The organism is Tundrisphaera lichenicola, from assembly GCF_051175385.1.
GTDB classification, from domain to species: Bacteria; Planctomycetota; Planctomycetia; order Isosphaerales; family Isosphaeraceae; genus Tundrisphaera; species Tundrisphaera lichenicola.
On the sequence record NZ_CP195106.1, the window covers coordinates 785181 to 806272 of the forward strand.

At 66.7% G+C, this 21092-nt stretch carries 16 protein-coding genes; 5 read left to right on the top strand and 11 right to left on the bottom strand.

The annotated features are described in order from the left end of the window. Nucleotide 1 precedes the first annotated feature (1 nt). Nucleotides 2–328 (top strand): PQQ-binding-like beta-propeller repeat protein, encoded by a 327-nt coding sequence (locus P12x_RS03015; protein WP_435009351.1) that lies wholly within the window; start codon nt 2–4, stop codon nt 326–328. Between the two features lie 80 nt (nt 329–408). On the opposite strand, the gene P12x_RS03020 is transcribed toward P12x_RS03015, so the two are convergent. The 3 genes from P12x_RS03020 to P12x_RS03030 form a co-directional block, all read right to left on the bottom strand. Then, nucleotides 409–687 (bottom strand): hypothetical protein, encoded by a 279-nt coding sequence (locus P12x_RS03020; protein WP_435009352.1) that lies wholly within the window; start codon nt 685–687, stop codon nt 409–411. Between the two features lie 143 nt (nt 688–830). After that, nucleotides 831–2084 (bottom strand): MFS transporter, encoded by a 1254-nt coding sequence (locus P12x_RS03025; RefSeq protein WP_435009353.1) that lies wholly within the window; start codon nt 2082–2084, stop codon nt 831–833. A 24-nt stretch (nt 2085–2108) separates the two neighbouring features. Beyond that, nucleotides 2109–2576: a hypothetical protein gene (locus tag P12x_RS03030; protein ID WP_435009354.1), complete on the bottom strand. Its 468-nt coding sequence runs from the start codon at nt 2574–2576 to the stop codon at nt 2109–2111. 330 nt (nt 2577–2906) lie between these two features. Between P12x_RS03030 and P12x_RS03035 the strand changes: the two genes are divergently transcribed. Continuing rightward, complete coding sequence (locus P12x_RS03035) at nt 2907–4022, top strand: pyridoxal phosphate-dependent aminotransferase (protein ID WP_435009355.1); 1116 nt, start codon at nt 2907–2909, stop codon at nt 4020–4022. A 473-nt stretch (nt 4023–4495) separates the two neighbouring features. Here the strand turns inward: P12x_RS03035 and P12x_RS03040 are convergent, their stop codons facing one another. From P12x_RS03040 to P12x_RS03065, 6 genes are all read right to left on the bottom strand, one after another. After that, on the bottom strand, nt 4496–7240 hold the full coding sequence (locus tag P12x_RS03040) for a DUF1559 domain-containing protein (RefSeq protein WP_435009356.1): 2745 nt from the start codon (nt 7238–7240) through the stop codon (nt 4496–4498). Further along, complete coding sequence (locus P12x_RS03045; protein WP_435009357.1) at nt 7237–7620, bottom strand: BlaI/MecI/CopY family transcriptional regulator; 384 nt, start codon at nt 7618–7620, stop codon at nt 7237–7239. The genes P12x_RS03040 and P12x_RS03045 overlap by 4 nt, the downstream gene beginning before the upstream one ends. 139 nt (nt 7621–7759) lie before the next feature. After that, nucleotides 7760–8455, bottom strand: a complete 696-nt coding sequence (locus tag P12x_RS03050; protein ID WP_435009358.1) for a Uma2 family endonuclease — start codon at nt 8453–8455, stop codon at nt 7760–7762. A gap of 97 nt (nt 8456–8552) precedes the next feature. Beyond that, nucleotides 8553–10160, bottom strand: a complete 1608-nt coding sequence (locus P12x_RS03055; protein WP_435009359.1) for a thiamine pyrophosphate-dependent enzyme — start codon at nt 10158–10160, stop codon at nt 8553–8555. Nucleotides 10161–10190: 30 nt separating this feature from the next. Beyond that, nucleotides 10191–12035, bottom strand: coding sequence for a hypothetical protein (locus tag P12x_RS03060; RefSeq protein WP_435009360.1), 1845 nt, complete (start codon nt 12033–12035; stop codon nt 10191–10193). Between the two features lie 173 nt (nt 12036–12208). Beyond that, nucleotides 12209–12481 (bottom strand): hypothetical protein, encoded by a 273-nt coding sequence (locus P12x_RS03065; RefSeq protein WP_435009361.1) that lies wholly within the window; start codon nt 12479–12481, stop codon nt 12209–12211. A gap of 427 nt (nt 12482–12908) precedes the next feature. On the opposite strand from P12x_RS03065, the gene P12x_RS03070 reads away from it, so the two are divergent. Together P12x_RS03070 and P12x_RS03075 are read left to right on the top strand one after the other, a co-directional pair. Next, nucleotides 12909–16793, top strand: coding sequence for a protein kinase domain-containing protein (locus P12x_RS03070; RefSeq protein WP_435009362.1), 3885 nt, complete (start codon nt 12909–12911; stop codon nt 16791–16793). 22 nt (nt 16794–16815) lie between these two features. Beyond that, on the top strand, nt 16816–17319 hold the full coding sequence (locus P12x_RS03075) for a hypothetical protein (RefSeq protein ID WP_435009363.1): 504 nt from the start codon (nt 16816–16818) through the stop codon (nt 17317–17319). A gap of 4 nt (nt 17320–17323) precedes the next feature. Here the strand turns inward: P12x_RS03075 and P12x_RS03080 are convergent, their stop codons facing one another. Together P12x_RS03080 and P12x_RS03085 are read right to left on the bottom strand one after the other, a co-directional pair. Beyond that, a complete protein-coding gene (locus P12x_RS03080) occupies nt 17324–18505 on the bottom strand; it encodes a metallophosphoesterase (RefSeq protein WP_435009364.1) in 1182 nt (393 codons plus the stop codon). Continuing rightward, nucleotides 18495–20270, bottom strand: a complete 1776-nt coding sequence (locus P12x_RS03085) for a response regulator (RefSeq protein ID WP_435009365.1) — start codon at nt 20268–20270, stop codon at nt 18495–18497. Before P12x_RS03085 ends, P12x_RS03080 begins: the two co-directional genes overlap by 11 nt. Before the next feature lie 193 nt (nt 20271–20463). On the opposite strand from P12x_RS03085, the gene P12x_RS03090 reads away from it, so the two are divergent. Next, entirely contained in the window at nt 20464–21027 is a 564-nt protein-coding gene (locus P12x_RS03090; protein ID WP_435009366.1) for a hydrolase, read from the top strand. Nucleotides 21028–21092: the final 65 nt, after the last annotated feature.

Sequence of the window (21092 nt, forward strand, 5' to 3'; positions counted from 1 at the left end):
GATGGCGATCGACCAATTGATCTTCGTCGGTCTCAACGGATACGTCGCGGCCCTCCACCGCGAGACGGGGGAGATCGTCTGGTCCAATAAGACCTTGCGTAAAGGATCCGTGACCCTGCTGCTTGACGACGACCTGCTCATTGTCTCATCGAACGGTTACCTCTACGGCCTCGATCCCGAGACCGGCACGGTCATCTGGCACAACCCGATGAAAGGTTTCGGGATGGGCGTCCCGACGGCCCTGGCGTCGGTCCGAGGTCAGGTCAACATCTCGCTCATCGAACAAGTCGTGGCGATGCAGCAAGCGGCATCATCCGCGACCTCCTGATCGGATACCCCTGCTAGAGAGGGGACGGGCCGATGCTGCGGGCATCGGCCTTCCGTCCACTCGGGGAGATCCTCGCCGGCTCACTCCGGCTTGCTGGCTTCCTCGGCCTTGGGTTCGATCGTCGCCGGTTCGGTCGGGGTGGCGGCCGGTGCCTCCGGCGCTTCTTTCTCCTTGGCGACCTCGGCCTCGTTCTGCGGGGTATTCGGGACGTCGATGGTCGGCGAGGACGGATTCTCGTTGACCGTCTTCGCCGCCTCGGACGGGGTGGCCATGCTGTCGGCCGGATCGGTCACGGCCTGGTCGCCACATCCGGCGAGGGCTAGCAAGGCCGCGGTCGCCCAGGTCAGTTTCTTCGACATGATTGTTGCTCCCGGTTCGAGTTGGGAAGGGATCCGGTTCGGAGACCACGCCGGATCATCTCCGCAAACTCGGGGCCATACCGATCGAGCTGGCCGCTCGGGAATTCGGCGGATCTTCGACGCGATCGATCCAGCCCGGCGATTCAGGCCTCGGCCGCCCACTCGGCGACCGCCTCTCCTTCGGCGGCGTCGGTCCTGGGGCGAGAGGCCAGTCGACCGGCCTTCGGCAGCGTGACCGCGGCCAGCGCCAGGGCGAGCAGGGCGATCGCGGAGGCCTCCCAGAACGGGGCGGCGGTGTTACCCCGGCCGAAGAGGAGATTGGCGATCACGTAGTTGATCATCCTCGCCAGGGTCTGCGCCGAGGAGAGCGTTCCGAAGACGGCCCCTTGCTCCCCCTCGGGCGTGATCCTCGAGAGCAGGCCGCTGATCGCGGGCGAGGCGAACCCCTGGCCGATCCCGACGAGGGTCGTCACCAGCAGGATCGCCGGGGTCCCCCGGGCGACCCCGAGGCCGGCGAAGCCGAAGACCAGCAGGATCAGGCCGATCACGATCATCCGGGGCTCGCCGAGCTTCGGGGCGAGCCTCCGGACCAGCCCCCCTTGGACCATCGCCGTGACCAGCCCGAGGTACGTGAACCCGGCCAGGACCCCGGTCGCCCCCCATCCTTGACGCTCGCCCAGATAGAGGCTGAAGGTCCCCTCCAGGGCCGCGAAGCCCAGGGTCGCGAGGGCTCCCAGGCCGATCATCCGTCCGACTCCCGGCAGGACCAGGGCGTCGATCAGGCCTCGACGGCTGACGACCCTGGCGGATTGTCGGGAGCGGACATCGGCCGGGAGCGACTCGGGGAGCCTCAGGACGACCAGGATCCAGGCCACCGTCGAGAGCAGGGCGGCGGCCAGGAATGGGACCCGGAGCCGCCACTCGGCGGGGACCGGAAGCTCGACCAGCGCCAGGGCCAGGAGCGGCCCCAGGACGAACCCCAGGCCGAAAGCCATGCCGATCAGGCCGTAGCCCCGGGAACGCTCCTCGGGCTTGGTCACGTCGGCCACGTAAGCCTGGGCCACCAGGATATTACCTCCCGAGGCCCCATCGAGGAGCCGGGCCAGGAACATCACCTCGAAGTTATTCGAGAGCCCCAGGATCACGAACGAGACGGCCGTGCCGAACTGGCTGGCGGCCAGGACGGGCCGGCGCCCGTATCGGTCGCTCAACCGGCCCAGGATCGGCCCGGTGACGAGCTGCGCCATCGGATAGGCGGCCAGGAGGAGCCCGATCTGGAGCGACGAGAACCCGTATTCCCGGGCGAACGGGGCAAGCAAGGGCATCACGATGCTGAAGCCGAGCAAGTCGACCAGCACGATCGAGACCACGAGACCCAGCGGCGACAGCTTCGACAATTCCCCGCCCCCAAACGCGACCCATCAAGAATCGGAGGCCGGCAGGGCGGATTTCGCCCCGCGCTCGACATCCTTCAACAACCCGGCCTGGACCTTCAGGAGCAGGACCAGGCCCCACGATGCCCCGGCCAGGAAGCCTATCGCCGAGGCCGAGGCCGCGAGATGCGCCCCACCCCCGCCGAGCCACCCCGTCCCCGCCGAGATCCCGACCAGTCCCAGGCCCCAGGGCAGATAGGCCCGGGCCTTCCGCCGGTTCTTCTCGGCCTGGGCCTTGACCCACTCGGGCAATCCGGACCCTTCCGCCAGCCGATCGACCCGCCGGGCCGATGCCCGGACCTGACCGAAGGCCAGCCCATAGGCCGCCAGGGTCGCCCCGATCGCCAGGACCCCGATCCGGGGGTGATTCCGGCCGGGCCCGAGCATCCCCGAAGCCTGGGCGATCCCCATCAGCAGCAAGGAAGTCAGGGCGAGGGCCGGGAACGGGCGGAGCATGGCGGTGGGGACTCGGGCGGTGGGCGGTCGGGGCTCGATCCGCCAGAGTACGCCACCGGCCGCCCGTTTGGCAACGAAGGACGTCGCGGGTAAACTATCTCAGTCCGACACGGGGAATTTTCTCCCGCCTCCCTCTCCCTCTGGGAGAGGGCCGGGGTGAGGGTCTTCCGGATCTCCGCCGAGACTCGGAATTGGGTCGTCGAGGGCCCACCAATCGAGCGGTGGCCCTCACCCCGGCCCTCTCCCAGAGGGAGAGGGAGGCAGAAAACGATCGATCAGCAAGTGAGGATTTGGCAGACCAATGACATCGCCAATCGAAGGGCCAGCCTCGTGAACGACGCCTGGATCGCCGACCGGATGAAGCACATCGACGCCTCGGGCATTCGCAAGGCCTTCGACATGGCCAAGTCGATGAAGGACCCGATCAACCTCTCGATCGGCCTGCCCGACTTCGACGTCGCCGACCCGGTGAAGGCGGCCGCGATCGACGCCATCGAGCAGGGCTTCAACGCCTACACCGTGACCCAGGGTATCCCCGAACTCCGGGGCAAGATCCAGGAGGCCGTCGATGCCGAATTCAAGCACGCCGACCGCCAGGTCCTGATCACCTCGGGGACCTCGGGGGCCTTGCTATTGGCCCTCTGCTGCGTCGTCGACCCCGGGGACGAGGTCATCATCTTCGACCCCTACTTCGTGATGTACCGCCACCTGGTCACCCTGGCCGGCGGGACCTCGGTCCTGGTCGACACCTATCCCGACTTCCGGCTCGACCCCGCCCGGGTGGCCGCCGCGATCACCCCCAAGACCAAGTGCGTGATCGCCAACAGCCCGACCAACCCCACCGGGGCCGTGGCCTCCGCCGAGGAGATGCAGGCCCTCGCCGGGCTCTGCCAGGACCGGGGGATCCTCCTGATCAGCGATGAGGTCTATCGGGCCTTCACGTTCGACGGTCCTTGCCCAACCCCCGCCGCCTGGAACGAGGATGTCCTGGTGGTCGACGGCTTCTCCAAGGCCCACGGGATGACCGGCTGGCGGCTCGGCTACGCCCATGGCCCCTCGCGGCTGATCCAGGAGATGGCCAAGCTCCAGCAGTTCAGCTACGTCTGCGCCCCGAGCATCGTCCAGAAGGCCGGGGTCGTCGCCCTCGACCAGGACCTGACCCCCCACGTGGATGCCTACCGACGAAAGCGCGATGCCGTGGTCGCCGCCCTCGGGGGGCTTTATGACCTCGCCCATCCGGGAGGGGCCTTCTACGCTTTCCCCCGGGCCCCCTGGGGGACCGCCACCGAGTTCGTCGCCGAGGCGATCCGCCGGTCGCTCCTGATCATCCCCGGCAACGTCTTCAGCCGGGTCGACACCCACTTCCGGATCTCCTACGCCGTCGACGACGCCACGCTCAACCGAGGGCTGGACGTCCTGAAAGGGCTGGCCCGCGAACCCCGGTGAGGTTGTGGGAACGGGGCACGAGCGTTTTCCCAAGACGAACCCAATTCGTTGCATGGTTTTGATGGTTTGAAGGTTAGGGCGACATTCGGGCGGTCGTCCTTGAAGATCGAAGTGGGCGACCCTATTCGAACACACCATTTCACCAAGGGCCTCGGATTTCGCCGGATGATGTGTAGCAAGTTCGTGCTGCGGCGGAGCCGCTTTGGAGTGCGAGAGCTTGCTCTCGCTTTCCGCCCCGGAGCTTGCTCCGGGAACCATCAGACCACGCGACCTGGAATCCGGCGGAGCAAGCTCCGCCCGAGCAAAGCGTGAGCAAGCTCCCGCACTCCAAGGCCTCCGGCGGCCCCTCGCGGCGGAGCCGCTTTGGAGTGCGAGAGCTTGCTCTCGCTTTCCGCCCCGGAGCTTGCTCCGGGAACCAGCGGCGGTCGTCCCGGAGACCGCCTCCCTCGGCGAGAGGCGGCCCCAGCCCGAATTCAGTAAGCATCGGCGGAGATGACTTCTTCACCGGCCCGGGTGAACAGAGCTCGGAGGACGGATGGGTTGACGTTGGCACTGATGAACCTGACCGAACCATCGGCGAACAACGCGTCGAACCCAACCGGGTGGAGGGTCCCGAGGTCCGGCAGGGGTTTCTTCGATCCATCGGCCGGCAATGGCCCGTACGCGATGTCCTCCGGCTTGGTCCAGGGGATCTCGCGCTGGGCCTCGACGACCATGATCGTGTTCGAGGTCCCGTCCGTGACTTCGCGGATTCCCATGCCTTCCCTGCGATCGGGGAAGAGGGTATCGGGGCCGGTCGGCACGAAATAAGGCGTCATGCCGGGTCGGTCGTCGCCGGGATGGCGATAGACGGGGGGCATCAGGGGGATCAGCTTGCTGTTGTTGGGGCCGTCCCAAGGCTCGTCGAATTTGTATTGCGAGTAGATCGCCTGTCCTTCCAGGTAGGGGAGCAGGGCGACTCGCCAGCTATAAGGCGTCTTGCCGTCGGGGCCGAGTAGCACGGCGGGCGGGAAGTGGTCGTTCGCCGCGTGGTAGTTGTGCATGGCCAGGCCGATCTGCTTCATGCTGTTGACGCACTGGGCGCGCCGGGCGGCCTCGCGAGACGCCTGGACGGCGGGAAAGAGCATCCGGGTGGCCGTGGCGATGGCCGAGGGATCGGCCTTGGCGTGGAGATGGACGACCGACTTCTCCTGCTCGATCTTGGCAGTCTCCATCATGATGTCGAGGGCGTCGACCAGGTCGACCAGGGCTCGGGCCTGGTTGGGAGGGCCGGTCTCGGCCGCTCGGCGGATGTCGGGCAATGCGTTCCGGCCCAGGGTCAATGCAGCCCGGAGGGTATCGGCGACTCGTGCGCCCGACTCGTCGGTCCCGCAGGTCGCCAGGGCCTCGAGCGTCAGGCCGTCGCCGAGTCCCAATGTCATCGCGTAGGCCGTGGCCTTCTCATAGAGCGGGTTCAGGGTGGTCACCATCGCGGCGAATGGTCCCCCTCGGGGCGGCCCTGGGCGGAGGAGCCGGGCCAGCCAGGGGGTATCGAAGGCCACTCGGATCGGGCCTTCGGCGGTCTGCTTCCAGGCGTCATCCCAACCGTGTCGGCCCCTGGGACGATCGGCCCCGATCGGTGGGAGACTGACGTCGGCCTCGGTCCCGATGAGGAGCGTCCGGTCGTCGAGCATCCGGTAGCAATACCCTCTCGGGCCCAAACCCGCCTTGAGGTAGGCGATCCCGTTGACGGTCACCTCGGTGAAACTGGAAGTGATGAAGGCCTTGGCGTCGAGCGGTCGAGACGACCGGAGGACGAAGATCGGCTGGCCCGGCATGCCTCCTTCGCGGTTGGAATTGAGCACGAGGATCTGCTCGATCTGACCCGAGGCGATCATCTTGAATGCCTCGATCCCGTCGGTCGGGACGGAATCGGCAAGCTTCTTGATCTCAGGATTCTTGAGCAACTCGCCCGGCCGGATGTCGATGACGACGTGGATGTCGGAACTGACCGAGGTGGGGTCGAGAGGCTCGAATTTCGGCTCGTCCTGTCTCCGTGTGACAGGAGTTGCACCTCCGACCGCGATTGCACCAATTTTAAACTCGGGCTCCTGGGCAAGCGCCCGGCCCGGTGCGGCGGGCCCCCGGAGCCCGGCGACCATCAGGCCGGCGGCCACCAGGGAGGTGACGGTGAGGACCTGCCCTCGGCGGGGCAAGGTCGGTTGCTGGATCGCTTTCGGATCGCGGAGCATCTCGATTCTCCTCAAGAAGGTGCCTCGGGCCGGCAGGAACGGTCGAGCGGGCCAGCTTGCGGGCTTGGGGTCCTGGCGGAGTGCCAGGTTGGCCAGGGTCGTCAGATAGGGGAGTCGGCCTCCCGAGAGCCGGGCCCCCCAGGCGTCGGCGGCCAGCTCTTGCTGGAGCCGGAGCCGACCGGCCAGGGCGTGGACCAGGGGATGATAGAAGTGGATCGACAGGCTGAGCTGCGCCGCGATCCCGAGCGGGTAGTCCCCCCGGAGGACGTGGGCCAGCTCGTGGGCCAGGACCGCCCGACGCTCGCGGTCGTCCCACCCCACCCAGCCGGGAGGCAGCAGGATCGCCGGCCTCCGCCAGCCGATCGTGGCGGGCGTGGCCACTTCGGCCGACTCGCGGACCTCGACGCCTCGACGGAGTTCCATCGCCTCGCGGATCTCATCCCGGAGGGCTAGCAAGGTCGGGTCGGTCACCGCTCGGGTCCGGGCTCGAAGAGTCTCGACGGCCCAGATTCCCAGGCTCAGCCGGGCCAGGGCGATCGTCAGGCCCGCCAGGAAGACGACCGCTGCCCAGGCCGGCCATCGCCAGCCGATCGATCGAGGGGAGTCCGTCGGCCTGGCCAGCTCGCGGCGGAACTCTTCGAGGAAGAAGTCGGCGACCCCGGCCCCGTGCGAGGCATCGGCCTTGCGGGTTGCTTCTCGCCTGGTTCGTTCATCCGCCGGGGTTCCGGGTGCATCTCCGGTCGTCGCGGGCGAAGTTTCTGGGGCGATTGGTCGAGCCGTGGCGACCTCGCCTGGAGACCACCACCGAGGCCAGGGGCTGGCGGCCAGGCCCGAGACGATCACCAGGACCGCCAGGGTGGTCGAGGCCACCAGGGCAGCTGTGGCCGGCCCTCGTCGACGGAGCAGCAGGACCGCCGTCAGCCCGACCGCCGAGAGGGCCGTCACCCGCGCGGCGGCCCCGATCACGATCCATCCGAGGTCGTTCATGATCGCGACTCCCGGAGGATTTCTTCGATCCTAACCCGCTCCTCCTCGGTGAGGGCCTCCCGCTCCATCAGGCGAACGAGCAACTGCTCGCGAGAGCCCCGGAAGACCCGGTCGATCAGGTCGCCCAGCAGGCTCCGGGAGACATCTTCATAGCTCCGAGCCGCCCGATACCGGAACGGCCGATCGTCGTTTCCCTGGATCAAGAACCCCTTGTCCAGCAATATCCGGACCTGGGTTGCCACCGTGGTATAAGCCAGGTCGCGGCCCGATCGGGCCAGCTCGTCCCGGACCTCGGCGGCGGTCGACTCCCCCCTGGTCCAGAAGACATGCATGACTTCGAGCTCACGCTCGGTCAGCTCCTTCGCCGGCGGTCTGGCCACGATGAACCCTCCTCGAAGCATCCCGAATTATTTCGGTTTGGTTTCTTAGATTTGGTTCTATCGTAGCGGCGGGCGAGAAGTCAAGCACGATCCCGAGAGCCCCGTTCATTTTCCGAAGGGCTCGAATGTTTCGATCCGATTAACGACCGGCGGCCCGGTGCGCCAGTTCGGCGACGAAGGCGGCGTGTTCGGGCGTGGCCAGCCCACGCTCCAGCGCCCCGATCAGGCCGTCGAGGTCCCCGGCGGACAGCGCCCGGGCATTGAGCCAGAGGCCGGGGAAGGCTTCGGACCGATAAATCCCGTCGGGGCCAGGGAACAGCTCGGCGAATCGTCCTTCGCGACGGACGAACCAGCGGACCTCGTGAGGTTCGACCCCGACGAAGAGGTATTCGAGGACGCCCGCCTTTTCGTAGTCGTTCTTCTTGGAGCCGAGGTCGTGCGATCGGCTGGAACCGCCGATCTCGATGACAAGTTCGGGAGGGCCGACGACGTAGCCCCCCTCCACGCGGGCTCGTCCTCCCGACTCTTCGCTCAGTCGCAGTTGCAAATCCGGCTGGACTTCGGTCCCCTCGCCCAGGATGGTCGAGACGTTGCTCACGCCCCGGACACCGGGGGTGAAGCGTCGGTAATGGAACAACCATCCGCTCAGGTCGAAATACTCGCCGCCATGATTGTCGAAAAGTGGCGACGGCATATGGACGATCCCTGCGATCAATTCGGCCCAAGTTCCCGGAGGCATCGCCTGGTATCGCCGATGGAAGGTCGGCTGGTCGAGCAACTGGCCATTGATGAGCGCGGGCAGTACGCGAGGCTCCGGGCGTCCGACGGTGCTCATGGGCGTGGCCTCCTCGACCTGGGGGTTGGCTTCATCTTACCCAGGACGACGGACTTGCCCCAACCCCGCTTAGGCGAGCCCTTCCGACCCTCCAGCGTCAGCCCGGGGGGATTTCCACGACGATCAGGGCTGGAGTCGGATACTTCCAGGCGTCCTGTAAGGCTTGCCGCAGTCCGGTCGGCGGGACTCCGAGGGGGACGGTCCTTACAAATTCGACGTCGCAGGCTCGGGCGATCCGCTCCATGCTGAGCTTGGGGGCCGGGCGGCCCAGGGCGTCTCTGCCGACCCCGGGGTGGGGCTGATTTCCCGAGGTCCGGGTCGACTGGTTGTCCAGCACGATCATCAGGATCGGGCTCCGAGCGACCACGGCGTCGCAGAGGGCGGGCAGGGCGGAGTGGAAGAAGGCGGAATCGCCGAAGATCGCCGTGACCCGGTCGGTCACCCCTCCGAGCGCCAGGCCGTGGGCCACCCCGATGGCCGAGCCGATGGCGTACTTCGCATCAAGCCGCTCGGCGAGGGTGACCAGGCAACCGGGGTCGGCGACGATGATCGGGCGACCGCCCTCGGCCCCGGCGACCTCATCGAGCGTCCGGACCACCTCGTCATACCGACAACCGGCGCAGAAGCTTTCCTTTTTGGGACGCTCCTGGTCCTCGTCCTCGGATGAGTAGGCTCGGGCCAGGGGGAGGTCCGGTTGCCAGGCCCGGAGCGCCTCGGTGATCTGCCAGCGGAACAATTCGCCCTCGGGTCGGAGATGTCCCGAGCCTTTCCCGAGGATCCGAGTCCGGGGGGCATGTTCGTGCGCGATGGCCCGGAGGGCCCGTTCGAGGAACGGCTCGGTCTCCTCGATGACCATCACCTCCCGGCAATCGGCCAGGAACCGGCCCAGGGCCTCGACGGGCAGGGGGTGGAGCAATCCCAGGCGACCGACCCGGAGGCCGTGGGGCGGCTCGGGACCCAGGACATTGCCGAGCTTGCTGGCGGCGAACCCGGGGGCGATCACGCCAAGGTCTCCGGTCCCCGACGTTTTCAGGTAGGATTCGCCTTCGGCCCAGGCGGCAAACTTCGCCAGTCGATCGTGGAGCGCCCGGTGCTTGGCCACGACATTTCGGGGGACCGGGACGAATCGCCCGGGTTCGCGGGCGAATCCGCGATCCGGCTGCTCGTGCGGTCCTTCGGGGATGTCGACCTTGCCGGTCGCGACCGAGAAGCTGCGCGTCTCCCGGACGATGACGGGCGTCTGGAATCGCTCGGAGAGGTCGAAGGCGTCGCGCAACATCTGGAACCCCTCGGCGGGCGTCGAGGGCTCGAACATCGGCATTTCGAGGAAGGGGGCGAGCGATCGCGTGTCCTGATCGTTCTGCGATCCGTAGCCGCCCGGGTCGTCCCCCAGGAGGATGACCAGGCCCCCGTGGACCGGCGTCAGGTTGAGCGCCATGAGCGGGTCGATCAGGACGTTCATCCCCACGCTCTTGGTGCAGACCAGGGCCCGTCGACCGGCGATCGACACGCCGATGCCGATCTCCATCGACACTCGCTCATTGCTCGACCATTCCACTTGAAGGTCGTGCGACTCGGCCAGGCCGATCAGGACGTCGACCACTTCCGAACTGGGCGAGCCCGGATAGCTGGTGATCGTCCGGACTCCCGCCACCAGGGCACCCCGGGCCAGGGCCTCGCCGCCGTGCAGACGCTTCGCAGGCATGGTCGGATCCTCCGCGATCGATGGGCGGCCTCAGTCCCAGGGGAAGGCCAGGGTGGGGGGGTTGGCATAACGCTTCACCCGGAATTTCAGCGAGGCGCCCGATCCTGGGGCGAGCCGGACGGTCAGGTCGGGCCCGTCGATCGGGATCGACTTCCCATCCAGGAGCACCGATTCCCATTGATGTTCGGCATAAGTGCCCGCGTGGACGATCACCTCGCGAGGGTCGGACTGGTCGACGTTCACGAGTGTCAGGATGGTTTCCTCGGCCGACATCCCCTCGACGAGCGCGGCCACGTCGGGGGGGAGACCCGCCCGGCGGGCCACCGGGTCGAAGTAGCGGACCCGGGCGTGCAGGGCGTTGGTCTGGTTGCCGATGGGAAGTCCGCCCAGGGTCAGGTGAATCAGCGAGTTGATGGTCGCGGGATTGAACGAGAGCGGGTCGTCGGCCAGTCGGGTGTCGGGCGTGGTGTCATCGAGCCGCATCCCGGCGACCTTCTGGCGGATCGACTGGAGGTCCGAGACCAAGGCTTGCTCGGGATAGCCGGGATTCTTGCCGTCGAGGAATGCGAACCAGGGGTCCTCCGAGACCCGCGCGAGGTCCTCGGCCCGCATCGACCAGAAGGCGATCTCCGACGCGCCGTGGCGATACGCCTGGGGGGTGAAATTGTACCAGCCCTGGTCGCCATACATGGTCGGATAGTGAGGTTTGTCGTCGATTATCTTCATTTGAGCATTGATCTTGTCGATCTGCCGACGCCAGGGTTCGAGGAACCGATCGTCGCCGGTCAGCAGGTAGACGTTGCCGAACCCGATCAGGCCGAGGTGGTGGAGGTTCCGGTGGACCGGCTTCCTGGTGGCGGGGTCGATCACGGTGAAGCCCCAACCGTAGACGCCCCCATACCACTTGCCGTCGGCATCGCTGCCGATCTTGCCGTCGAGCCCGATGTTCGTGGGGATGATCCCGCCATTGTCGATCATCCGCCGTCGCCAGGCTTCCATGTAGGCGATCAGCCAATCCTTGTATTTCCCCTCGTGGGTGAGCATGTAGGCATTCAGGGGCAGGCAGGTGGCGACGAGATTTTCGGGGTGGTCGCCGACGATGTCGTTGTAGTCCTTGAAATGTTCGAGCATCTGGTCGTACGAGTCTTCGCCGTGACGGGGCTTGAACCGGTGGACCACCTCGATCGGGTCGCCCGCCCAGTCGACCGCGGTGGCCTTGCGGAGGAGTGGGCCTCGACTCCCGTTGAAGAGGCTCCGGATCAGCTTGTGCTCGGGGTCGTAATTGGGGGCCCCGGGGTCCTCGTTCAGATAGAAGCCCGCGTAGCGGATCACCCGATGTCGGAAGCGGACGTCGCCGGGGTCGGAAAGACCCTGCTGCTGGAACGGGTTGAGCCCCTCGCCATTGTGGAGCCAGTCGAACATCACCGGGAATTCCTTGAAGTACATCCCTTCGCGAGCGAATGGGACCTCCTTCGTCTTCGCCGCCGTGAACTGGCGGAGGTGGCCTTCCCAGCCTTTCTTGTAGGCGAGCAGGACGGAGTCCGACGCCCCGATCGCGTGGAGGATGGTCCAGTCGGTGAAGTTCTCGCTCGCATCGTCCGGCCCGTCGTCGCCCCCCCAACGCTCGACGCAATCCAGGTAGCCACGCTCGTCGAAGTAGCGAGCGAAAAACTCCGAGCAAGCCTTCTCGTTGGCCCGCAAGAGTTGGCGTTCCAGGAGAGCCCAGGACGGCGGGGACATCGGGCGATCCACGTCGATCGCGACAAGACTCCTCGGCCCGTCGCCCGCCCGGGCATGCGAGGCCCCGGCAAACCCCGCGGAGACCAGGACGACGGCCAGGAGTGACGGGAGATTCCCCTTGTTCCCGCGATTCATCCGAGGATCCTCCGGTCGGGTTCGGTTTGCAAATTCTCAAACATTTGTCGGGCGAGAATAGCCCGATCGGAGGACGGACTCAAGCGCCAGGTTTCTTGGTCGCGGCCCGATCGCCATGGGAGGTCGCGGAGTTGTGATCTATATTGATCATGTTTGTAATATTGGTTGGAAAATCAATCGTTCGACCAGACTTCGGTGCCGATCGGGACGTCGTCCCTCCCGACCTCGTCCAGCAATAGCCGGATCCGGCCCGCCGTCGCGGAACCGGAGTCGGTCGAGGTCCCTCGGATGACCGCCGCGCAGGTCGAGCCATCGGGTCGCCTCAGGACGACCTGACTCCCGACCCCGATCGGTTCACCTCCGACCGGGATGATGCCCGGGTCCAGGATCAACCCCTTGTCGCGGAGCCAGAGCCGACGTTCCACGACGAGCAAGCGACGAGCCATGGTCGAGCAGTCTCCGCTAAAGATGGAGAGACCAAGTCGTACCAAGCATTGGACAGACGCCCCGAATGCCGAACAAGGGCGTGGTCCCCGCTCCACTCTCGCAGGCCCTCGTCCCGCTGGATCGGCTGATCGAATGCCCGGTAATCGAATTCGCGGGGTTTTATGGCTTTGGAAGAGTGGGGTAGTGTGGGCGAAATGTGAGGTCGGGGAGTCTCGTCGAAGAAAATCGACGGGGCCAACTTGATCGCGGGGCTCGAATGACCATCATAATTGACAGGAGGGACCGGACCCTCTATAGTTCGGCTGGGTCCGACGCGATTGCATGCGCCTATCTTATTCGCGTCCCTGAATGACTTCACTCGAAGCGTGGAGCAACGGAGTGTCACCGCCGGGGGTCTCTCACCCCGTTTCCCGAGAGTGCCATTCAATGCCGGAATTCGACCCTAAGCCCGATCCCGGGGGTTCCAAGGCCAGCGGTCTGGGGCCTGCGATCGTCTCCCCGGAGGGAGAACCGGTCGAGGGCCTGGACCCGCCGACGGTCCGATCGGCCCCGGTTGGTTCGGCTTCGGGCCTGGGGTCGGCTTCCGAGCGTCGGGTCTCGATCCAGCGTCCGGAGGTCCTCCCGCTGCCGGTTCCCGGCGACATGGTCGACGTCTTCGAATTGCAGGAGTCGATCGGGGCGGGCGGGATGGGGGCGGTCTTCCGGGCCATCGACACCAAGCTCGATCGCCTGGTTGCATTGAAGATCTTGCCCCCCGATCAGGCGGTCGACCCCGAAGTCGTGCTCCGATATCACCAGGAAGGGCGGGCGGCCGCCCGGCTCGATCACGAGAATATCGCGCGGGTCTACACGATCGGCGACGACGGCAAATATCACTATATTGCCTTCGAATACATTGAAGGCACCACGATCCGCCAGCGGGTCGAGCGGGATGGCCCGCTCCCGGTCGGCGACGCGATCAATTTCACGCTCCAGATCGGCAACGCGCTGGTCCACGCCTCCGAGCGAGGCGTCGTCCACCGCGACATCAAGCCGTCGAACATCATCGTGACGCCGCAGGGTCGGGCCAAGCTGGTGGACATGGGGCTGGCCCGCCGGTTCGAGCGGGGCCAGGACAACGGCCTGACCCAGAGCGGCATGACCCTGGGGACCTTCGACTACATCAGTCCCGAGCAGGCCCGGGATCCTCGCGACGTCGACGTCCGGGGCGACCTGTACTCGCTGGGCTGCACCCTGTTCCACATGCTCTCGGGACGGCCGCCATTTCCCGAGGGGACGGTCCTCCAGAAGCTCATCTCGCACCAGGAAGAGGCGCCGCCGGACATCCGCGATTTGAACCCGGCGGTGACCGATGACCTGGCGGCGATCCTGGTCAAGTTGATGGCCAAGGATCGCGACCGGCGCTATCAGACGCCCGAATTGCTGGTCCGCGACCTCCTGACGGTCGCCGGCTCGCTCGGGCTCCGCTCGCTCAATCCGGAAGGGCTGGTCTGGATGGCCCCGGCCCCGACGCCGGGCTGGGTCCGGCACGTGGTCTGGGGGGTTCCCGGCCTGGCCTTCCTGATGCTCCTGGGCTTCCTGGCCTGGTGGGGAGACGGCCCGATTGCTCCGTCGACGATCGGCGATCCCGGCCCGACGCCGCTTCCGATCAGGACGATACCGAAGGTCCAACGAACGACCGCGCCGGCCGCCGTCCAGCCGCTCCCGACGCCCGAGGTCGACCCCCCTCGCGAATTCGCGGTCGACTCCCGGGACGACCTGCTCCGGGTCATGGCCGAGGCCCCGCCCCGCTCGACCATCCTTCTGGCGGACAAGGGACCATACGATCTCCGAGGGTCGAAATCACGGAAGATGTCCGGGCTCGATCTGACGATTCGGGCCGAGACCGGCGTCCGCCCCGTCCTCCGACTCCCCCGCGACCTTTCTCCCCTGGGCGGCTCGGGTCCGCTCGCGATCCTCGACCTGGCCGGCGGTCGGTTGACGCTCGAAGGCCTGGACTTCCTGGTCGAGGCGGGCGACTCGTCTTCGGCAATCCGTCTCGAAGATGCCGATGTGACGATTCGGCGGTGTTCGTTCCGGCGATCGGGGACGATGACCTCCGGGACCCGCCCGGCGGCCATCCTGGTCCGCTCAACGGCCCAGGATCCTTCCGTCTCCTCGACCGATCGGGCGGCCGTCTCCCTGGCCGTCGACTCGTCCGATTTCGATGGGGGCCAGGCGGGGGTGATCGTCTCCGGCCCGGCCGATCTCGCCTTTCGCGACTGCACGTTCGGCCCGGCTCCGGCCGACCTGGCCACTTTCGGGTCGGACAATCCTCAGTCCGGGATGATCCCCCTCGATCTCAGCCTGGCGCACGTCAGCGTCCTGGCGGGCGCCGGGCCTGTCTTCCGTTTCGTCGGGACCGCGCCAAGGGTTCGGGTCTCGGATTCGGTCTTCTCGGCGCCGACGATCGCCTCGCCGCCGGCAACCCTGGTCGCGATCGAAGGGGCGGATCGGCTCGACTGGAGGGGACTGGACAATCTCTACGGTCGGATCGGCGCCTACCTCAGGCCCGCCGGGCTCCGCGCGCCGACCCGGACTTTCGAGGCCTGGGCCGACGACCCCAGCGTGATCCGGGAGGCCGGCTCGGTGGCCGCCGAGGCTCCCCCCTGGGAGGATCACGACCCTCTCGATACGCTGGCCTTGGCCTCCACCTCGATCCAGGGCTCCTCGACGCCCTCCCGGGCGTTCCGACTGACCCTCGCTCGCTCGTCGCCCCCTCGGGTCGGCGCGCGAAATGGGCCGGTCGGGCCGCTCCTCGCCCCCATCATCGGGGCGGCTGCCCCGGTGTCGGTCCTGGCCTCGAACCCGATCCCGGACGATCTCGAACCCGTCGAGCGTCGCGAGGGGACCAATCCCACACGATCCCGAGAGTCGGCCACCGAAGCCCCGCCGCTGGTGGTCTCAACCCGGCCCGGGTCGAAGGATCAGGCCGAAGAAATGATGGAGATGCCCCTGGAATTGCCCACTCGGATTGGTGGCTTTTCCCTGGATGATGAGCCGGAGGACGTGCCGACCGGCGGGCTCGTACCAATGCCGATGCCGGTCGATCCCGAACGCCCGATCGCGGCTCCTCCGACCTCGCCCGCCGTCTCGGCCCCGTCCAAACCCGAGGAACCGGCCCCGGTTGTATCGAACGCGGAATCGGGGGTGATCCGGACCGTCCGACAGTTTCTCGACGCTCTGGCCCGGCCCGCGACCGGACTCGGCCCGAAGACGCTGGTGGTGGCCGCCGATGCCGACTGGACCCTCCCGGCCTGCCGTCCCCTGGGCTCGTCGGGCTGGGTGATCCGGGCCGATCGAGGCACGAATCGACCTCGATTCCGCTTCCGTCCCGAGCCGGTCGCGGACTCTGCCTCCGGCCCCTGGCCCGCCTTGTTGACCGTCCCCTCGGGTGGACTACGCCTCGAAGGAATCGATATCGTCCTGCCTCTGGCCGACGCCCCCAAGTCGCCAACGCGTGGCTGGTCCGTCTTCGGCATGAAACCGGGGTCGGCCGACCTCTCGTTGACCGATTGCACGGTGACCATCGAGGGGGAAATCCTCCGATCGGCCGTCGTGACCGTCCTGGCCGGAGAGCCTAACAGCGAGGCCCAGGGATTGGCATTCGACCCGGCGCTTCCCGCGAGGATCCGGCTCAAGGACTCCCTGTTCCGGGTGGGTGACGACCTGATCGATGTCGGTCCCGGCCGTTCAATCGACCTCGACATCGATAATGCCGCGATCGCCACCGGCGGGACCCTGGTCCACGGACACGGCCTCCCTCGGGGCCGGACCGCCGGCCCGATCAAGGTGGTGCTCCGCCAGGTTCATGCCCGGCTGGCTGGCGGCCTCGCCCGACTCCAGAGCACCCCGGGCCAGCCCGAGTTGCCCGTCGCCGATTTCTCGGCCCGGGACACGATCCTCGCGACCAACGACCCCGACGACCCCCTCTTCCGGGTCGACGGCCAGGGGGATCTCGAACAGCTTCGCGACCGGATCCATTGGGAAGGCCGGTCGGTCGCCTACCACCAGATTAACGTCTACCGGCGCGATCAGACCACCCTGCCCGGAGCACTCCCCACCCGCTTCAATCGCGACGATTGGGGGGTGGCCGTCGGCCGACGCGAGGAGTCGCCCTTCCACGGAGACCTCAAGTTCCTCGACGAATGGGACCCCGAACGGGCTGCCTGGACCCTGCGCCCCGAGGACCTACGGCTCCAACCCGAAAGCCCCGCCGCCGGGGCCGGGCCCGACCTCCTGCATGTGCCGAGCCCGCCCCGGACTTCGTGATCGATGAGCGTCAGGGACTGCGATGCCGATCTTCGTCCATCTGGCCCCAGAATCTCGCGTTGCGTTGATCCGCAAGAATGGAATCGGACGGCTTCGCAAGAATGTCGGCGGGGTTCCAGGCGGACTCTTTGCCCTGCCCGTCACCCGCAATTTCTACGTCTCACACCAATGGCTTCGCGAATTGAAGCGACGAGGGCAGGGTATCATCGCTGGTGTCTATTTCAGGATCAGCGACGACGAAATGGTCTGGGTGGGGCATTATGGGCAGGCGCACGGGCAGATGAGAGCGGCGGAGGCGGTGGCCGAATTCCTGTCGTCGGAGAGCCGAGAAGGTTGGGAGGTGATCATCCCGAGAAGGATTGCCCCCGACGAGATCCATCGGATCCGATCCTTACCCCAGGTGGTCGGCTGGCGCTACTGGCCGGGGGCGAACGGAAAGCCCCCGGGTTGCACCTGCAAATATTGCATCGGCGGGACCTACGGGGCTCGACGCCTGAGCGCCCGATCCGATTCTTCCACTCGGTGAGCCTTCAATATTCGCGGATCAGTTCCGCGTTCGACCGCTCCTGGGAGTGCGGGGGCCGGGCGGCGGGGGTGGCCCGGAGGGTGAAGCGGGTGATCTCGGGGAAGCAGCCGTACCGGATCGGGTGCTTGCCAGCCACGCCCTGGCTGACATAGAGCAGCGAGGAGCCGGCGCGGAAGAACCCGCGATCGAAGTGGCGGCTGTATCGGCTGGGCATCAGGAGCGGGCCGAAGACCGGCAGTCGAATCTGCCCTCCGTGATTGTGGCCGGCCAGGACCAGGTCCACTCCCCTGGAGGACGCCCGGGGGAACTGGTCGGGGGAATGGCTCAATAGGATTCGGAAGTCGGCCTCGGGCATCGAGTTGTAGTCGATTTGCGGGCCCCACGGTTCGGAGGTGCCTCCGATCGCCAGGGCTGCCCCATCGAGTTCGAGCCTCGTCCATCGTCCCTCGAGATCCTCGAACCCCGCGCGTCGGAGGGCCCGGCGAGCCCGGCCGGGGCGGAGTCGATGGTCGTGGTTGCCCAGGATCGCGAACTGGCCCAGTCGGCCGCGGAGTTTGGAGAGGACCGGCTCCACCCAACTCATCGTCTCGGGGTCGTCGAGCAGATCGCCGGTGAATGTGATGAGGTCGGCCTCCCAGCGGGCGGCCTCCTCGGCGACGATCTCGAAGAATTCCCGGCGGTAGCAGTCCGAGAAGTGAAGATCGGTGACCTGGACGATATTCAGGCCGTCCAACGCGGGCGGGAGGCCGGGGAGGTTGAGGTCGCACTCGACCCGCTGGAGCCTGAGCGAGTGATTGCCCGGCAGGCGCAACATCCACCAATGCCCCCCCTCGCCGACCATCCGGTCGCGACCGAGAATCGCTCCCAGGTTGATCTCCTCGCCTCGGGTTGCCACCCCGGCGGGGGTCCGCCGGCAGGCCCTCAACAGGGTGACGGCCGGTAGCCCGATCCATGTCGTGCCAAGACAGAGAGCCCCGTACGCCTTCGGAAGGATCGCCCACGAGGTCCAGGGCCCTTGCGTGACCAGGAATGGTAAAGCAATCAGCGTTGCTGAGAGGAGCGTCAGGTTCAGGACATCGAGCAGCTTCTCGGGCACGTTGGTCGAATGGAGGAGATTCAAGGTCAGTACGAAGAGAGCAAGATGTCCAATCACGAGGGAGATCAAGACGAGCCAATCAGCCATCATGGTGCGGAACCTCGGGGGAAGCAGCGGGCCCGACGGACGGGTGGGGCTCTTCTCCATCGCCTGGCGGGGTCAATTGAGTCGGAGGAGCCGGGGGGTGGAGGGCGTCTTCGATGGCTTCCAGGAGTCGATCGGCGCGGAATGGTTTGTAGAGCACGGTCCGGAGGCCGTCCTGCCGAGCCTTAACGATCGAATGACTCGGGTCATAGCCGAACCCGGTCATCAGGATGACCGGGACACCGGGCTGGACCTCGCGAAGTCTTCGATAGGTCTCGTAGCCATCGAGGTCGGGCAAACGAATGTCGACCACGGCGGCGGAATACGGAGTCTGGCGAGCCAGGGCGATCGCCTCCTGGGCGTCCCGGGCGGTCTCCACGATCGCCCCTTGCCTGCCTAGCATCTGGTGTGCCGCCCGCCGGACGGTCTCGTCGGCATCGACCATCAACACGCCGGTCCCGGCCAGCCTGAGCTGCGACGGAGGGCCGTTCCGTCGAGGCTCGGGGGCCAGGGTCGAGCCGACCTTCTGGATCAGGCTCCGGATCTCTCGGGCACGAAACAGGAGGTGGCGGAGCCGCGCGACGATGTCCTCATCATGACCGGCGTAGCGGTCCAGGACGGTGGTCGCATCGTTCAGGATGTCGTCGATCGGCAAGGCCAGCTCGCGGCTGATGGCCTCGACCGAAGCCGTGGCCGTGCTGAGCTTTTCGGCCTGGAGAAGCTCCAGCGTGTTCAGTGCCGAGGCCACGTTGCGCGCGTAGATCTCCAGGAACTGGCGATCGCGATCGTCGAAGGCGTTGACTTGCCCGTTCTCGACATTCAATGTCCCGATCACGATCCCGTGATAGATCAAGGGGACCGTCAACGAGCTGCGAGCCCCGGCGGCTCCTTCCAGATAAAGTGGGTCGGCTTCGGTATCAAGACAAAGATAGCTCTGGCCCGTGGCGGCCACATAACCGGTCACGCCATTGCCTTCTTTCCGAGCAAACAGCTCGCGGCTGGCTGCCAGGCTGGTCATTCCTTCGGTCAGGAGCGGGACGAGCCGGCCAGTGATCCGGTCGAGCAGGCGGATCTCGATGAAGTCGAGCCCCAGGAGGTCGCGCATGTGGCGGCCGATATTGTATTTGAGGAGATCGGTCCGCTCCTCAACCCCCATCTCGGTCAGCTCTTCGGGGGTGAGATCGGCGAGTTCGTCGCCGGCCTTGTGGATGGCGCTGATCTTTTGCTGCTGGAGCGTCTCGTCGGTGATGTCTCTCGTCAGGGCGATCAGATGGGTGAGGGCCCCCGATCCGTCGAAGACCGGGGTGGCGGTGACTCGCAGATATCGATTGGCGTCGATCCGGAGCGAGGTGTTGGCCGGCGTTCGCGAGGCGACGGCGGCGGTGAACGGGCAATCGGTCGGGCCCAGGATCTCGGGCGACCCGAGCGTCCGATAGAACTTGCTCCCGATCAATTCGATCTCGGGGTCTGCCAGGAGGTGGAATTCGGGATTGGCCCAGATCACCTGGAGGTCCGGGTCGACCACGGCCACGCCGTCGGCGATGGCATCGAGGATCTCGTCGGCCTGGATCAGGACTCCGGCCCATCGGACCGAGGCGAGTTGCCCGGCATCGACATAGACTCCGGCGAACTGTTGCTCGCGGAGCAGGACCAGGGCGCGGGCCATGGTCCGGGCGCGGACGACCTCGAAGCCCTCGGCCAGCAGTTGGCGTGTCGAGGCCGCTTCCGGCGTGTCGCGCTCGATGACCAGGAGTCGAGGCTTCTCGGCCACGATCAGCGGCTCCCGCCCGAGGTGCGCGTCAAAATCCGAAGTTGGTCCGGGGTCGGACCATCCCCACCCGTCATTCGAGTTGATTATCATAACGATACCGACGACGACACTCCAAGCGAAAGCCCGCCGAGTTGCATGGCGGCATCTTCATCGTCATTTCGTCCGGGAAAATCGCGATCGAGAGGGGTGGCTGATGTCGAAGCAGGAACGATTCCGGGCCGGTGATGGGGCCCTCCTGGTCGTCGACGTCCAGGAGAAGCTCCTGCCGTCGATCCGGGACCGAGACCACTTGCTCACCCAGGTCATTCGACTGATCCGGGGGGCAGGGATCCTGGAAATCCCGACCTTCGCCACGGAGCAATATCCCAAAGGGCTTGGCCCGACCGTGCCGGAACTGGCCGGCTTGATCCTCGACCGAGCCGCCAAGACCACCTTCCACGCCCTCGGCGCTCCCGGAATTTCCGAGTCTCTGGCCTCCCGGGGCATCCGGCATGTCACGCTGGTCGGGATCGAGGCTCATGTCTGCATCGCGCAGACCTCGCTGGAACTCCTCCGGTTGGGCTACGAGGTGCAGGTCCCGGCCGACGCGGTCGGCTCCCGGTTTGCCGTCGACTACGAGTTCGCCCTCCGACGCCTGGAGCGGGCCGGGGCGGTCGTCTCCACGACCGAATCCGTCCTCTTCGAGTGGACCGAAGGGGCCGAGCACCCGAAATTCAAGCAGATCAGCGCTCTGGTGAAGGAGCGAACCGGCGAATGACCCTTGGAGTGGCCATCCTGTCCGGTCGTTCCCTGGCGGAAGGGTATTTTTCGTGCGCCAATCCG